15 protein-coding genes are annotated in these 13,729 nt (G+C 66.5%); 9 read left to right on the top strand and 6 right to left on the bottom strand.

The window, feature by feature from the left end; translation table 11 throughout:
* Nucleotides 1-61 precede the first annotated feature (61 nt).
* A complete protein-coding gene (locus ACYQ1Z_RS03865) occupies nucleotides 62-898 on the bottom strand; it encodes an alpha/beta fold hydrolase (RefSeq protein ID WP_459791178.1) in 837 nt (278 codons plus the stop codon).
* A gap of 161 nt (nucleotides 899-1,059) precedes the next feature.
* Here ACYQ1Z_RS03865 and ACYQ1Z_RS03860 point away from each other — a divergent pair, with 161 nt between their 5' ends.
* The gene (locus tag ACYQ1Z_RS03860; RefSeq protein ID WP_459791177.1) at nucleotides 1,060-1,422 is read left to right on the top strand and encodes an ArsR/SmtB family transcription factor; all 363 of its coding nucleotides are present in this window, start codon (nucleotides 1,060-1,062) and stop codon (nucleotides 1,420-1,422) included.
* A 122-nt stretch (nucleotides 1,423-1,544) separates the two neighbouring features.
* The gene (locus tag ACYQ1Z_RS03855) at nucleotides 1,545-2,456 is read left to right on the top strand and encodes a cation diffusion facilitator family transporter (protein ID WP_459791233.1); all 912 of its coding nucleotides are present in this window, start codon (nucleotides 1,545-1,547) and stop codon (nucleotides 2,454-2,456) included.
* Between the two features lie 6 nt (nucleotides 2,457-2,462).
* Here the strand turns inward: ACYQ1Z_RS03855 and ACYQ1Z_RS03850 are convergent, their stop codons facing one another.
* From ACYQ1Z_RS03850 to ACYQ1Z_RS03840, 3 genes are all read right to left on the bottom strand, one after another.
* Nucleotides 2,463-3,650: a fatty acid desaturase family protein gene (locus tag ACYQ1Z_RS03850; RefSeq protein ID WP_459791176.1), complete on the bottom strand. Its 1,188-nt coding sequence runs from the start codon at nucleotides 3,648-3,650 to the stop codon at nucleotides 2,463-2,465.
* Nucleotides 3,651-3,663: 13 nt separating this feature from the next.
* Nucleotides 3,664-4,761 (bottom strand): ferredoxin reductase, encoded by a 1,098-nt coding sequence (locus tag ACYQ1Z_RS03845; RefSeq protein WP_459791175.1) that lies wholly within the window; start codon nucleotides 4,759-4,761, stop codon nucleotides 3,664-3,666.
* Nucleotides 4,762-4,983: 222 nt separating this feature from the next.
* Nucleotides 4,984-6,015, bottom strand: coding sequence for an LLM class flavin-dependent oxidoreductase (locus ACYQ1Z_RS03840; RefSeq protein ID WP_459791232.1), 1,032 nt, complete (start codon nucleotides 6,013-6,015; stop codon nucleotides 4,984-4,986).
* A gap of 75 nt (nucleotides 6,016-6,090) precedes the next feature.
* On the opposite strand from ACYQ1Z_RS03840, the gene ACYQ1Z_RS03835 reads away from it, so the two are divergent.
* Genes ACYQ1Z_RS03835 through ACYQ1Z_RS03825 form a run of 3 tightly spaced genes read left to right on the top strand, consistent with a single transcriptional unit; the run spans nucleotide 6,091 to nucleotide 7,208 of the window.
* Nucleotides 6,091-6,429: a YnfA family protein gene (locus ACYQ1Z_RS03835; RefSeq protein WP_459791231.1), complete on the top strand. Its 339-nt coding sequence runs from the start codon at nucleotides 6,091-6,093 to the stop codon at nucleotides 6,427-6,429.
* Between the two features lie 32 nt (nucleotides 6,430-6,461).
* Nucleotides 6,462-6,866 (top strand): YidH family protein, encoded by a 405-nt coding sequence (locus tag ACYQ1Z_RS03830; protein ID WP_459791174.1) that lies wholly within the window; start codon nucleotides 6,462-6,464, stop codon nucleotides 6,864-6,866.
* 3 nt (nucleotides 6,867-6,869) lie between these two features.
* On the top strand, nucleotides 6,870-7,208 hold the full coding sequence (locus tag ACYQ1Z_RS03825; RefSeq protein ID WP_459791173.1) for a DUF202 domain-containing protein: 339 nt from the start codon (nucleotides 6,870-6,872) through the stop codon (nucleotides 7,206-7,208).
* A 69-nt stretch (nucleotides 7,209-7,277) separates the two neighbouring features.
* On the opposite strand, the gene ACYQ1Z_RS03820 is transcribed toward ACYQ1Z_RS03825, so the two are convergent.
* Complete coding sequence (locus tag ACYQ1Z_RS03820) at nucleotides 7,278-7,676, bottom strand: hypothetical protein (protein WP_459791172.1); 399 nt, start codon at nucleotides 7,674-7,676, stop codon at nucleotides 7,278-7,280.
* Nucleotides 7,677-7,769: 93 nt separating this feature from the next.
* Between ACYQ1Z_RS03820 and ACYQ1Z_RS03815 the strand changes: the two genes are divergently transcribed.
* From ACYQ1Z_RS03815 to ACYQ1Z_RS03805, 3 genes are all read left to right on the top strand, one after another.
* Nucleotides 7,770-8,006, top strand: a complete 237-nt coding sequence (locus ACYQ1Z_RS03815; protein WP_459791171.1) for a DUF2630 family protein — start codon at nucleotides 7,770-7,772, stop codon at nucleotides 8,004-8,006.
* Between the two features lie 106 nt (nucleotides 8,007-8,112).
* Nucleotides 8,113-8,907 carry a carbon-nitrogen hydrolase family protein gene (locus tag ACYQ1Z_RS03810; RefSeq protein ID WP_459791170.1) on the top strand — a complete coding sequence of 265 codons (795 nt, stop codon included), beginning with the start codon at nucleotides 8,113-8,115 and terminating at the stop codon, nucleotides 8,905-8,907.
* Between the two features lie 396 nt (nucleotides 8,908-9,303).
* The gene (locus tag ACYQ1Z_RS03805; RefSeq protein WP_459791169.1) at nucleotides 9,304-10,713 is read left to right on the top strand and encodes an ammonium transporter; all 1,410 of its coding nucleotides are present in this window, start codon (nucleotides 9,304-9,306) and stop codon (nucleotides 10,711-10,713) included.
* Nucleotides 10,714-10,737: 24 nt separating this feature from the next.
* On the opposite strand, the gene ACYQ1Z_RS03800 is transcribed toward ACYQ1Z_RS03805, so the two are convergent.
* The gene (locus ACYQ1Z_RS03800; protein WP_459791168.1) at nucleotides 10,738-11,352 is read right to left on the bottom strand and encodes a PadR family transcriptional regulator; all 615 of its coding nucleotides are present in this window, start codon (nucleotides 11,350-11,352) and stop codon (nucleotides 10,738-10,740) included.
* A gap of 180 nt (nucleotides 11,353-11,532) precedes the next feature.
* Between ACYQ1Z_RS03800 and ACYQ1Z_RS03795 the strand changes: the two genes are divergently transcribed.
* Nucleotides 11,533-13,704: a transglycosylase domain-containing protein gene (locus ACYQ1Z_RS03795; RefSeq protein WP_459791167.1), complete on the top strand. Its 2,172-nt coding sequence runs from the start codon at nucleotides 11,533-11,535 to the stop codon at nucleotides 13,702-13,704.
* Nucleotides 13,705-13,729 lie beyond the last annotated feature (25 nt).

Below are 13,729 nucleotides of genomic sequence, written 5' to 3'. Positions count from 1 at the left end.
CAAAGCGCCCGCTCACTTCCGGCGGCGGCGGACCTCCGTCGCCGCCGGAAGTGTTTGCGTCCTACTTCCGCAGGAAGCCGAGCAGCGCCTCGTTGACCTCCGCCGCGTGCGTCCAAAGAAGTCCGTGGGGGGCACCGTCGATCTCGACGTATTCGGCTGACGGCAGGGCCTTGGCGAACAGCCGGCCGGACGAATCGATGGGGACGATGTTGTCCGCGGTGCCGTGCAGGATCAAAGCGGGTACGTCGATCTTGGGGATGTCCGCCCGGAAGTCGGTGAGCCAGGTGGGCTGGGCGTCCACGGAAGCCGTGGCCCCGGAACTGACGGCCGTGTTCCAGCTGTGGGTGACGAACTCCTGGCTGAGCCGCGAAGTGCCCAGGAACGTGTCCGTGTTGTAGAAGTTCTTGAAGAACTCCGTGAAGAACGCGTACCGGTCCGCCGTGACCGCTTCGGTCAGCCCGTCGAAGACCTCCTGGGGGACGCCGTCCGGGTTGTCGTCCGTCTTGAGCAGGAATGGTTCCAGCGAGGCCAGGAACGCGGCGCGGGACACGCGGGCTGAGCCGTACGTGGACAGGTACCGGGCAATTTCGCCCGTTCCCATCGAGAAGCCCACCAGTGCCACGTCATTCAGGTCCAGTGTGGTCAGCACGGTGTTGAGGTCGGCCGCGAAGGTGTCGTAGTCGTAGCCTTCGGTGGTCTTGCTTGACTTGCCGAAGCCCCGGCGGTCGTAGGTGATCACCCGGTAGCCGGCGTCCAGGAGTGCCACCGCCTGCTTTTCCCAGGATGCACCGTCCAGGGGGTAGCCGTGGATCAGAACGACCGGCTGGCCTGAGCCGTGGTCCTCGTAGTAGAGCTCGATGTTCGTGCTGTTTTCAGTTCCTACGGTAATGAAAGCCATGTGCGGGCGGATTCCTTTCGAGACTGATGGAGCGGGCGGGCGGATGCCCCGGCCGCGCACTCCCTACTCTAGGGCTGCGGTCACATTTGGGTGCGCCGGTAGCGACGACGGCGGCAGTCACCATAGTGCGCCCGCCGGTCCAACTGTGACACTATATGCGCATGAATGCAGATAACAGGACTTGCTCGCTGGGGACTGACAGCCAGTACGTCGAGCTGGCGGTGGAGGTGTTCTCGATGCTTGCCGATGCCACCCGCGTGCGCATCATCCTGGCCCTCCGCGACGGCGAAATGGCCGTCGGCGCCCTGGCTGGGGCGGTGGGCAAATCCCCGGCCGCGGTTTCCCAGCACCTGGCGAAGATGCGGTTGGCCAGGATGGTCTCCACCCGCCAGGACGGTACCCGGGTCCTGTACAGGCTGGAGAACGAACATGCCCGGCAGCTGGTGGCGGACGCCATCTTCCAGGCCGAGCACGCCTTGGGCGGCCAGCCCGCGCACCACCGCAGGGACGGGGAGAAGCAGTGAGCAGCCACCAGCGACTTGACCAGCACCACCACGGGCACGCGGAGGACCACGGGCACCATCATCACGGAGACCACGGCCACGACCATGGGCATCATCACCACGGCGGCCTCAAAGGCTGGCTGATGGAACTCTTCGTGCCGCACACCCACGACGCCGCCGACTCCATCGATGACGCCATGGAAGCCAGTACCGAGGGCATCCGCGCGCTGAAGATCAGCCTCTTCGTCCTGCTGGCCACCACGGTGCTCCAGTTTGCGGTGGTGCTGTTCAGCGGCTCCGTTGCTTTGCTGGCCGATACCATCCACAACTTTTCCGATGCCCTCACGGCAGTGCCCCTGTGGGTCGCGTTCATCCTCGGCCGCAAGGCCGCCACCCGCCGGTACACGTACGGGTTTGGCCGGGCAGAAGACCTGGCCGGCCTGTTCATCGTGGCCGTCGTGGCGCTTTCCGCGATCGTGGCGGGCTGGCAGTCGGTAGACCGGCTGATCCACCCGCAGCCCCTGCACAACCTCGGCTGGGTGATGGCGGCCGGACTGATCGGGTTCGCCGGGAACGAGGCAGTGGCCATCTACCGCATCCGGGTGGGACGGAAGATCGGCTCCGCAGCCCTGGTGGCAGACGGCGTGCACGCCCGGACGGACGGGTTTACCTCGCTGGCTGTCGTGCTGGGCGCGGCGGGCGTGATGCTCGGGTTCCCGCTGGCGGACCCGATCGTGGGGCTCCTGATTTCCGCGGCCATCATGGTGCTGCTGTGGGGCACCATCCGCAGCATCGGCCGCCGCCTGATGGACGGCATCGAACCCGGCCTCGCTGCCCGCGCACACGCAGCATTAGAGGGAACGGACGGCGTCCTTGCTGTTGAGCGGCTGCAGCTGCGCTGGCATGGCCACCGGCTGCAGGGCACCGCGACGGTGCTGGTGGAAGACGGCGCGCTTTCCGCAGTGGACGGCATCCTCCGGCAGGCGGAGCACCGGCTGCGGCACACCCTGCCGAAGCTGGACGACATGGTCCTGTCGCCCAGCCCGCGGCAGTAACCCGGATCAGGCTCTGGCAGCCTTGCCCGGCAGTGCCAGCTTGAAGACTTTGGCCCAGGAGGATCCCACCTGCTTGATGAGCGGGCCGGTGGTGTACTTCAGGCCGTAGCGCTGGCAGATCTCGCGGACCCGCGGAGCCACTTCCGCGTAGCGGTTGGACGGCAGGTCCGGGAAGAGGTGGTGTTCAATCTGGTGCGAGAGGTTGCCGGTCATGATGTGCATGAACTTCGAGCCGGAAATGTTGGCGGAGCCGATCATCTGCCGGACGTACCAGTCGCCACGGGTTTCACCGTCCACCATGTCCTCGGTGAAGGTGTCAGTGCCTTCCGGGAAGTGGCCGCAGAAGATGACGGCATGTGCCCAGACGTTGCGGATGGCGTTCGCGGCGAGGGTTCCGTAGAGGGCCTGCTTTCCGGAGCCGGTGAGCATGGCCAGGGCGGGGGTGGCGGCGTAGTCCTTGGTGAACTGGGTGACCACCTTTTTTCCCAGCGCCTTGAGGTCCTTGAGGAGGGCCTCCTTGGACTTCCTGCCCTCTTTGTAGTCCACGAGTTCGAGGTCGTAGATGGCGATGCCCCACTCGAACACCGGCGCGAGGATCGCGTTGTAAAGCGGGTTGCCCAGCGCCTTCGGCGTCCACGGCTGGTCCTCGTCCATGCGCAGGAGGTTGTATCCGACGTCGTTGTCCTTGCCCACCACGTTGGTCCAGCGGTGGTGCAGGTCGTTGTGGGTGTGCTGCCAGGAACGGGAGGGGGTGACGAAGTCCCATTCCCAGGTGGTGGAGTGGATGTCCGGATCCCGCATCCAGTCCCACTGGCCGTGCAGGATGTTGTGGCCGAGCTCCATGTTTTCCAGGATCTTGGCCAGGCTCAGGAGCGTGGTGCCGGTGACCCAGGCGGCCTTGTTCCTGCCAACCAGCAGGGCGGCCCTGCCGGAGATCTCCAGGCCGCGCTGGATCTTGATCATCCGCCGGATGTAGGCGGCGTCTTCCGCTCCGCGCTTGGCCAGGATCTCGTCACGGATCGCATCCAGTTCCCGGCCGAGCTCCGCCACTTGTTCGTCGCTCAGGTGGGCTGCCGCGGGCGGGCGGACAGCCGGGCTGCCCGACTCGGCAAGCTTGCCCGGACGCATCCGGGATCCGCCGGCAGCAGTGCCGGTGGCCGCGGGAGTGGCTTTGCTGGGTGTGGCTACAGACATACCGTGAAGCTCCTCAGAGTTCTAGGTTGACGGGTCCGGCGGCTGCCGAAACGCACGTTTGGATCAGTTGGCCGGGTTCGCCGTGGACTTCCCCGGTGCGGAGGTCGCGGACCTGGCCGGCGCGGAGCGGGGTGAGGCAACTGTGGCAGATCCCCATCCGGCAGCCGCTGGGCATCAGCACCCCTGCATCCTCGCCGACGTCCAGCAGGGGGGTGTCGCCATCGGCGTCCACCTCACGGTCGGACGTCTCGAAGGTGACCAGGCCGCCGTCGTGCCCGACGCCGCCGGCGAAGGTCGTATTGAACCGTTCGATCATCAGGTTGCCGGCACTGCCGGCGACCGCAACCTCGGAGCCGGGTGCCGCCGTCGTCAGCGCCGCGCGTTTCCACAGCGCCTCGGCATCGTCCAGGAAGCTGTCCGGCCCGCACGCGTAGGCCGCGCGCTCCCTCCAGTCGGGGCAGATCTCGTCCAGCTGGGCCGTGTTGGTGAGGTCCATCCGGCCTTGCTCGCCAGTGAACCAGTGGGCGAGGCGGAAGTTGGGGAACTGGTCGGCGAGCTCGGCGAGTTCCTCACGGAACAGGCTGTCACCGGGGGTGCGGGCCGAGTGGACAAGCACGACGTCGGCATCCGGGCGACGCGGAACAAGCGTGCGGATCATGGACATCACCGGGGTGATGCCGCTGCCCGCCGTCACCATCAGCAGGGGCCGCGGGTGCTCCGGGAGCACGAAGTCGCCCTGCGGAGGTGCCAGGAAAAGGACGTCGCCGGGGCGGGTGGTCCGCACCAGCGTGCCGGAGACGGCGCCGACGTCGGTGACCGTAATGGCCGGGTCCTTGCCCGCGGGGGCGCTCAGCGAGTAGGAACGCCAGTGCCGCACGCCGTTGAGTTCGACGCCGATGCGCGCCCACTGGCCGGCGAGATGGGAATGCCAGCCGCGGCCTGGGCGGAAGAAAATGGTGGCTGACTGCGCTGTTTCCTGGACCACGCGCGTCACGACACCACGCAACTGCCGGGCCGAGTACACGGGGTTGAACAGTGCGAGGATGTCTTCCGGCGCCAAGGGAGTGGTGAGCACAGAGGCCGCTTGGGCCAGCTGTCGTAGCCGGATCATGCGTTCAAGCCTAGGGCGGCGCGAGCCATATTTCTCTCTCTCCGTCATATGACCGTCCCGCAGTCACTACAAGGTGGCGCTAAGCCCCCAAGCCGCACTTTAAGAGTAACGGCTGCCGTGGACGGATCGTTCCCCCGCATTACAGTAAGCATGCTTATTGTAATGCGGTACCGGGTTGCGGAGCACGGAAATGACGGGGGCCGGCGGAGAAATTACGGCACGTCAGGCCAGGGCGGGCCTCCAGCCCAGGGCCGGGGCGATGTGGCGGGCCACGTTGCCCAGGAGCTTGGCGTTGAAGTCCACGCCAAGCTGGTTGGGAACGGTCAGCAGGAGGGTGTCTGCGGCCTGGACAGCTGCGTCCGCTGCCAGCTCCCCGGCCAGCCGGTCCGGTTCACCCACGTAGCTCTTGCCGAACCTCGCGGTGAGCCCGTCAATGACTCCCACCTGGTCCCGGCTGTCACGCAGGGCACTGCCGGCGAAGTAGCGCCGGTCCTCGTCGTCCACGATGGGAAGGACGCTGCGGCTGACCGAAATCCGGGGAGTCCGGGCGTGCCCGGCAGCGGACCAGGCGTCGCGGAACAGCTGGATCTGTTCGGCCTGCAGTTCGTGGAACGGGACGCCGGTGTCCTCGGTCAGCAGGGTGGAACTCATCAGGTTCATGCCGACTTCCGCGGCCCAGACGGCGGTCTTGCGGGTGCCGGCGCCCCACCAGATGCGGTCGGCAAGGCCGGGCGACTGTGGCTGGACGGGAAGCAGGCCGGTGGTCCCGGCGTACCGGGGATCAGCCTCGGCGACGCCCGCGCCGCTGATGGCTTTCCGGAACAGGGCCGTATGCCGGCGGGCCATGGCAGCGTCGTCCTCCCCCGGCCCGGGCACGTAGCCGAATGCCGAGGCGCCCTGGCGGGCGGGTTCGGGTGAACCGCGGCTGATGCCGAGCTGCAGCCTGCCTCCGCTGATCAGGTCCGCTGCTGCTGCCTCCTCCGCCATGTACAGCGGGTTTTCGTAACGCATGTCGATGACGCCGGTGCCGAGCTCAATCCGGCTGGTGCGGGCAGCGATGGCGGACAGCAGCGGGAAGGGGGACGCCTGCTGGCGCGCAAAGTGGTGGACACGGAAGAACGCCCCGTCCACGCCCAGCTCCTCGGCGGCGACGGCAAGTTCGATGCCCTGGAGCAGCGCCTCGCCGGCGGTCCTTGTGCGCGAGCCCTGGCCGGGACCCCAGTGGCCGAATGAGAGAAATCCGATGCGCTCCATACCTGCCCCAACCCGGAGGGCGCCTGCAGCATTCCCGGCTGGCATGATTGCTGCGTGGACACTCCCGGCGAAACACTGACCATCGGCAAGACCGTCCTGCTGTTTGCCCTGGCGGCCGCAGCGGAAATCGGCGGGGCATGGCTCGTGTGGCAGTCCGTGCGTGAGGGCAAGGACTGGTGGTGGGCCGGGCTGGGGGTCATCGCCCTGGGCGCATACGGGTTCGTGGCGACCCTCCAACCGGACGCGCATTTCGGCCGTATCCTCGCAGCGTACGGCGGCGTGTTCGTGGCCGGGTCCCTGGTGTGGGGCATGGTCTTCGACGGCTTCCGGCCGGACCGCTGGGACGTGGCCGGCTCGCTCATTTGCCTGCTGGGCGTTGCGGTGATTATGTTCGCGCCACGCAGCGGCGGCTAAACGGCGGCGGCTGACGAGCCTAGACTGGCTGCGTGCCCAACAGAGAACAAGCGCCCAAGGAACCCGTGCCGCCGTCGCGCGGGAGGATCGCCGAACGGCTGCTGCCCGGCGGGGAAGAACCGGACCCCCGGTTCACGCTGGCCAATGAACGGACCTTCCTGGCGTGGATCCGCACCTCGCTGGCCCTGCTGGCCGGCGGCATCGCTATCGAGGCGTTCACCTCCGACCTGTTCCTGGAACCGGTCCGCAAGGGCCTGGCCGTGGTCCTGTTGCTGCTCGGCATGCTGCTCAGTGCCGGGGCCGCCGTGCGGTGGCTCCGTGTGGAACGCAGCATGCGGCACGGGGCGCCGCTCCCGCTGCCGCTGATTGTGCCCCTGCTGGCCGGGGCAGGCGCCCTCGCCGCCGCCGTCGTGCTCGTCTTTATCCTCTGGCGCTGACGCATGGCCAGAAGCCGCCGCCCTGCTCCCGCCCACGGCGATCCCGGCCTGCAACCTGAGCGGACCAGCCTGGCGTGGGGCCGTACCATGATGGCACTGGTGACGGTGAGCGCCATCTTCCTCCGCTGGCTGCCGGTCCACGGGCTGCCCATCCTGCTGCTTTTCGGCGTGTCCGCGGCGGCGGCGCTCACCATCTACCTCACCCAGCGCCGGCGCTACGGCACCAGGGCCCGGGGCATCCATGAGGAGCAAGTCGACGCCGACGTCGGCGCCGTGCTCTGGACCGCCTTTGCCGGCGTGGCGCTGGGCGGTCTGGGGGTCGGCGTCGTCCTGGCCGGGTAGCCGTCAGAACCGGCTAGTCGTCAGAACCGGCTAGTCGTCAGAACCGCTGGTCGTCAAAACCGCTAGTCGTCAGAACATGGGCAGGAGGAAACCGGCCAGCAGCGCCACTGTTCCCACGGCGGTCAGGCACCGGCCCAGCACCGCGGCAGTCCTGCCCGCCGCCTCCGGCTCAGCCGTCCGCCACTGGGTGGGACGCTTGGGGTGGTAGTAGATGGGGAGGGTATCGCCCACGGCCATGTCCTTGATGTCGTGGGGGGACATTGGAGCGTTGTGGACCTGATTTTTCCGGTCGAACCAGCGGAATCCCATGCCCGTCGTGTCCGAATACACCACGGCCTCGGCCACCGCCCACGGGTGCACGAAGCGGCGGAGGTAGCCCGTGTAGAACAGCAGGCCCAGCCCGACGGGCAGGCACATCCAGGTCAGCATTTCCAGGATTGGACCTGCCATTTCGAGCGCAGTGGGCATGCTTCAGATGGTACCGCGCGGGGGGTGGTGGCATCGTTACCGACTCCGTAGGCTGGGGGCACCGGACAGGCGGCACTGCAGTTAGGGGAAGTCATGAACGACCAGGATATTTTGGCACGCATCCAGGCCCTGGTGGAGGAAGAACATTCCCTCCGTGAGGGCTCGGCGGACGGCCAGGCTCCGGACCAGGCGCGCCTGAAGCAGGTGGAGGAAAGTTTGGACCAGTGCTGGGACCTGCTCCGCCAGCGCAGGGCCAAGTCCGAATCCGGGGAGGACCCCAACGAGGCCGAAGCCCGGCCCGTCAGCGAGGTGGAGGGCTACAAGCAATAACTGCCCCGCTATGTAACGCGCCTGTGGTCCTTCCGTAATGCAGGTGGAGCCGCAAGCGCTCTTTGTTCCACAGGCATGATGGGTAGTAACAGATTGGAGTTTGCCCATGCGCCTTGCAGTAGCCCAAATCATCAGCAGCGCCGACCCCGCAGCGAACCTTGGACTGATCAGGGACTACGCCGCGCAGGCCAAGGAGGCCGGCGCCGAACTGGTGGTGTTCCCGGAAGCGGCAATGCGGGCCTTCGGCCACTCCCTTAAAGGTGTGGCCGAGCCGCTGGACGGGCCCTGGGCGGAAGAGGTGCGGGGCATTGCCCGTGAACTGGGCCTGGTTATCGTGGCCGGGATGTTCACGCCGGGGAAGGATGGCCGGGTCCGCAACACGCTCCTGGTGACCGGGCCGGGCCTGGACACGTCCTATGACAAGGTGCACCTGTTCGACGCCTTTGGTTTCACCGAGTCGAAGACCGTGGATCCGGGAGGGCAGCCCGTCACTTTCGAGGTTAACGGCACGGTCTTCGGACTGGCCACGTGCTACGACGTCCGCTTCCCGGCATTGTTCACAGCCAACGCCCGCGCCGGAGCGCAGGTGAATATTGTGTGCGCGTCCTGGGGCGCAGGCGAAGGCAAGGCTGAACAGTGGGACCTGCTCGTCCGTGCCCGGGCGCTGGACAGCACGACCTTCGTGGTGGCCTGCGGCCAGGGCGACCCGGAAACCACCGGCGCGGGCCCCGCCGGTGCCGCGCCCACCGGCATCGGCCACAGTGCCGTCATCTCCCCCCTGGGATCCGCACTGGTGGCGCTGGACGGCAAGCCCGGCCTCGCCGTCGTCGACATCGACCCTGCGGTTGTGGAGGATGTCCGGGCCAAACTGCCCGTACTGGCCAATGCGCGGGAGTTCTAGGCCCCACCCGGGCAATACCGGCGACGGCGGGCGGCACTTTCGTGCCGGCCGCCGTCGCATTTTTTCAGGCCTTCGGGCGTGAGGCGGCGTTCACAGGCAGGAAACCTCTGCGGAAAGTGCGTCCGACGGCGGATCCTCACCTTCCCCGCCGCGGACTTGCCTGCGGACAAGCGGAATTATCGTCGGCCTGCCGGGCAGGGAAATCGGCGGTGAAGGGCCCCGTTAACACGCCCGAAACACAGCTGACACGTGAACTTCACGCCGTCGCGGATTGTGTAACCTCGCGGCAACTTTCAGGCGCGGAAACCGAAACACGGGCAACCAAAGATAGTCTGCGGGGGAATTGCCGGGGCGGTCGTCGCCCCCATGGAAGCTCACATGCGAAGGGACCCGCCAGTGGAGATCACTGCCCAACACGTCTGGCTGATGATTTCAGCCGCGATGGTACTGCTGATGACGCCCGGACTAGGCCTCTTCTACGGCGGCATGACGCGGGCCAAGGCAGCCCTCAACATGATCATGATGAGCTTCATATCGGCCGGAGCCGTCGGCGTCGTCTGGGTCCTGTGGGGTTATTCCATGACCACGGGTGAGGGCTTCCTGGGCATTTTCGGCAATCCCTTCACCAGCTTTGGGCTGCAGGACCTGATGGGCTCCCCCGACCTCATCAAGGCGGGCTACAGTGCCACCTTCGCCATCATCACCGTGGCACTGATCAGCGGCGCCATCGCAGACCGCGCCAAGTTTGGCGCCTGGGCAGTGTTTGTCCCCGTCTGGGTCACCGTGGTCTACTGCCCGCTCGCCTACATGATCTGGGGCGGCGGACTGCTGAGCGCAGGCGGGGCACTGACTTCCGTCTTCGGCCAGGTCATCGACTTCGCCGGCGGCGCGGTGGTGGAAATCAGCTCCGGAACAGCCGCACTGGTCCTGGCCCTTATCGTCGGCCAGCGGCACGGCTTCGCCAAGGACCCCAACCACCGGCCGCACAACGTTCCCTTCATCATGCTCGGCGCGGCGATCCTTTGGTTCGGCTGGTTCGGTTTCAACGGCGGCGCCGCCACTACCGCGGAGCAGGCGGGCCTCATCTGGATCAACACCCTGGCCGCCCCCGCGGCCGCCATGCTGAGCTGGCTGGTCACCGAGAAGATCCGCCATGGCCACCCCACCTCCCTCGGCGCGGCGTCGGGCGTTGTGGCAGGCCTCGTGGCGATCACCCCTTCGTGCGCCAACATCAGCCCGGTGGCCGCAATCGGCCTGGGCCTGGTGGCAGGCGCTGCCTGCGCCGTCTTCGTTGACCTCAAGTACCGGTTTGGACTGGATGATTCCCTCGACGTGGTGGGCGTCCACCTGGGTGCCGGCCTGATCGGCACCCTGTCCCTCGGATTCATCGCCCTTCCTGTCGACGGCCAGGGCGGCGGACTGTTCTACGGCGGCGGCGCGCAGCAGCTCATCGCCCAGACCGCGGCCGTGGTTGTCACCCTGCTGCTCTCCGGGCTGGGCACGCTGGTTATTGGCCGTGCGATCAACAAGACCATCGGGTTCAGGGTCAGCCACGAGGCCGAGACCGCCGGTGTTGACCTGTCCGAGCATGCCGAAAGCGCCTACGCCTTCAGCGAGCTGGGTTCCGCCTTCAACCCTCTGCGTACCGCGGCTGCCCACATGACGGCTGCAGCGCACGCTCCCGCGCCCGCCCACGTTCCCGCCGTGCCCGGTCCTGCCGCCGTGCCCGGTCCTGCCGCTGCCGGGGTGGCCGCGTCCGCCCAGGGCTCGCCGGAGCCGCACGCCAAGGAAGATTCCTTCGCCTAGCCGCCCCGGCTCCGGCGCCCGCCGTCAGTCAGCAAGGATCTTGTACAGCGCCCGGCGGGTCTCATCCAGCTTTTCGATGGCCGCTGCGCGCTGTTCCTCCGTCACGCCGCTTCGGAACTGGTGGATGACGCCCATCAGCTTCCCGATGCTCTGGTGGAAGTCCCGGTCCGAGCTGTCGGGATTGACGTTCCAGGCGTTCTCCATCTCCTCCGCGTGCTCGGCGACGTATGCCCTGCCTGCTTCAGTGAGTGCAAACTCGGTGCCGCGGCCTTCGCTCAGCGCGGCAATCAGGTCCTCGTCCACCAACTGCTGGAGGGTGGGGTAGATCGAACCGGGACTGGGGCGCCACGCACCTTCGGTCCTTTCGGCGATCGTCTTGATCAACCCGTAACCATTCGACGGCGCCTCCGCCAGTAGGGAGAGGATGGCCGCCCGCACATCGCCGCGGTTGGCCCGCCGGGATCCCCGTCCGGGTCCAGGGCCGAACCCGGGGCCGAACCCGGGACCAAACCCCGGTCCAAAGCCGGGGCCAAACCCGGGACCGCGGTGTCCGTGGGGGCCGCGGCGGCCGCGCCCGCGTTCGAACCTGCCCCTGGCAAACTCCGGGCCAGGGAATCTTTCATCATGAATGCCTTTCATGGTGGCATCCTCCTTATATTTGTTCTCTTACGCTGAACTCCTCAGCGATAGTTAACGATATGTCGTTAACTATCGCTGGTCAAGGGAAGAACGTGACCAAATCCTGACCCTGCAGGCTCTGGAGGACCTCCGGGGCGCGTCGTATTCTTTTCACACCTCCAAGCTGCCGAGGGCTGAAATATGGCGAAGAAAAGGAAGCGCAGGCGCGGCTTCGGCGCCAGCGCAGGACGGCTTTTGGGTTTCCTGGCCGCAAGCATCACGTGCGGCATCCTGGCCGCCGGCCTCGTGGTTCCGGCCGTGGCTGCAGCGGGTATGGGAGTCAAAAACTCCATTGGCTTCTTCGAGGGCCTGCCCGAAGAACTGACGGTCCAGCCGCCGTCGCAATCCACGAAAGTCCTGACGTCGGACGGGCAGCCCATCGCCACGTTCTACGCCGAGAACCGCGTGCGGATTCCCCTTGACCAGATGTCGCCCTACATCAAGGATGCGGTCATCTCGATCGAGGACAGCAGGTTCTACCAGCACGCCGGCGTCGACCCGCAGGGCATCGTCCGCGCGCTGGTCTCCAACCTGACCAGAGGCGAGCAGCAGGGCGCCTCGACCATCACCCAGCAGTACGTCACCAACGTCATCAACGAGGCCCGGCTCTCGCAGGACCGTCCGGACGAAGTGATCCTCAGCGGACAGAAGGACATCGGCGACAAGCTGCGCGAGATGAAACTGGCCCTTGAACTCGAAAAGAAGTTCAGCAAGGACGAAATCCTTGAGGGCTACCTGAACATCGTGTTCTTCAACAGCGACGCCTACGGTGTGGAAGCCGCCGCGAAGTATTTCTTCAGCACCACGGCCAAAGACCTCACGCTGCCGCAGGCGGCACTGCTGGCGGGCCTCGTGAACAGCCCCACGTTCTACAACCCGGCGATCAACCCGGACAATTCCATCACCCGCCGCAACCAGGTGCTGGGCGAGATGCTCCGCCTGAAGAAGATCACGCAGGCCGAGCATGACCAGGCTGTGGCGACCCCGATCGAGCTGAAGATCAACCCGGAACGGCAAGGCTGCGCGAACGCCACCATGGCGCCCTACTTCTGCGACTACATCTCCCACCTCATCCTGAACAACCCCGCCTACGGTCCGAACCAGGTGGAACGTGAACGGCGGCTGTACCGCGGCGGGCTCACCATCGTCACCACCCTGGACAGCAGGCTGCAGGCCGCCGCGCAGGAGCAGGTGAACGGCACAGCCGGCCCGAATCCTGATAAGTGGGGAGCTTCACTGGTGACGGTGCAGCCCGGAACCGGCAAGATCCTGGCGATGGCCCAGAACACGGTGTTCCTCCCGGAGCCCGGCAAGTTCGATACCCAGCTGAATTTCAATGTTGACGCGAAGGACCCCCAGGGGAACAGCCTGAACGGCGCCGGCGGGTTCCAGACCGGGTCCACCATGAAACCGTTCACCTTTGCCGAGTGGCTGAACGAGGGCAAGCCGCTGACCGCCGAGGTGGATGCTTCGCGGCGGGTCTACCCGCTGGGCTTCCCGTGGCGTTCCAGCTGCGGGAAGGTCCTGGGCGCCTACAGCACCGCCCAGAACAACCCTGAACTTGGCGCGGCGGACGACCTGCAGAACGCGGAGGAGGGCTTCTACCGGAAGATGCCCATCAACTACGGCCTCTACAACTCGATCAACACGGCGACGTTCGCTTCCGCCACGCAACTGGATTTCTGCGGCATCCAAAAGATGGTCGACGCCGTGGGGCTGCACAGCGGGCATGACGGCTCGCCGATCAACATGCACCAGCTGGGCAACCTGCTGGGCGCCACCAACGTGGCTCCGCTCCACATGGCCAACGCATTCGCGACCTTCGCCAACGACGGCCGATACTGCAGCCCGATTGCCATCGTGGAGGTTACTGATCCCAACGGTGGAAAGCTTCCGGCGCAGCCTGTCGAGTGCCGCGATGCTGTGAAGCCGGACGTGGCGCGGGGCGTTAACAACGTCCTGCAGGATGTCCTGGTGCGCGGCTCGGGTTTCTGGATCAATCCCAAGGTCCACGACAAATGGCCGACCGCGGCAAAGACGGGTACGTCCAACAACAACGGCGCCACCTGGATTGTCGGCTACACCAGCGGGCTGGCTACGGCGTCCTTCTTTGGGGATGCCCTGGAGAGCCAGAAACGGGCCGGCCAAAACGTCACCATCAACGGGACCTTCTACCCCCGCCTGGACGGATACATGATTGCCGGTCCGCAGTGGGCAAACTACATGGTGAAAGTGGCGCCGCTGTACCCGACCGCCCCGTTCCCCGGGCCTCCCCCGTCGATGATCGGTCCGAGCCCGACTCCGAAGCCATAGCTGCCGTTGAGCTGGGCCCGCGGAA

The sequence above is a fragment of the Arthrobacter sp. AD-310 genome, from assembly GCF_054656615.1.
This window is presented reverse-complemented; position numbering and strand designations above follow the sequence as displayed.

Coding starts and splice junctions, on each gene's coding strand:
- ACYQ1Z_RS03860 (WP_459791177.1), top strand. CDS start 1,060: ATGAATGCAGATAACAGGACTTGCTCGCTGGGGACTGACAGCCAGTAC.
- ACYQ1Z_RS03815 (WP_459791171.1), top strand. CDS start 7,770: ATGAACGACCAGGATATTTTGGCACGCATCCAGGCCCTGGTGGAGGAA.
- ACYQ1Z_RS03810 (WP_459791170.1), top strand. CDS start 8,113: ATGCGCCTTGCAGTAGCCCAAATCATCAGCAGCGCCGACCCCGCAGCG.
- ACYQ1Z_RS03845 (WP_459791175.1), bottom strand. CDS start 4,761: ATGATCCGGCTACGACAGCTGGCCCAAGCGGCCTCTGTGCTCACCACT.
- ACYQ1Z_RS03840 (WP_459791232.1), bottom strand. CDS start 6,015: ATGGAGCGCATCGGATTTCTCTCATTCGGCCACTGGGGTCCCGGCCAG.
- ACYQ1Z_RS03855 (WP_459791233.1), top strand. CDS start 1,545: ATGGAACTCTTCGTGCCGCACACCCACGACGCCGCCGACTCCATCGAT.
- ACYQ1Z_RS03825 (WP_459791173.1), top strand. CDS start 6,870: ATGGCCAGAAGCCGCCGCCCTGCTCCCGCCCACGGCGATCCCGGCCTG.
- ACYQ1Z_RS03820 (WP_459791172.1), bottom strand. CDS start 7,676: ATGCCCACTGCGCTCGAAATGGCAGGTCCAATCCTGGAAATGCTGACC.
- ACYQ1Z_RS03865 (WP_459791178.1), bottom strand. CDS start 898: ATGGCTTTCATTACCGTAGGAACTGAAAACAGCACGAACATCGAGCTC.
- ACYQ1Z_RS03795 (WP_459791167.1), top strand. CDS start 11,533: ATGGCGAAGAAAAGGAAGCGCAGGCGCGGCTTCGGCGCCAGCGCAGGA.
- ACYQ1Z_RS03800 (WP_459791168.1), bottom strand. CDS start 11,352: ATGAAAGGCATTCATGATGAAAGATTCCCTGGCCCGGAGTTTGCCAGG.
- ACYQ1Z_RS03850 (WP_459791176.1), bottom strand. CDS start 3,650: ATGTCTGTAGCCACACCCAGCAAAGCCACTCCCGCGGCCACCGGCACT.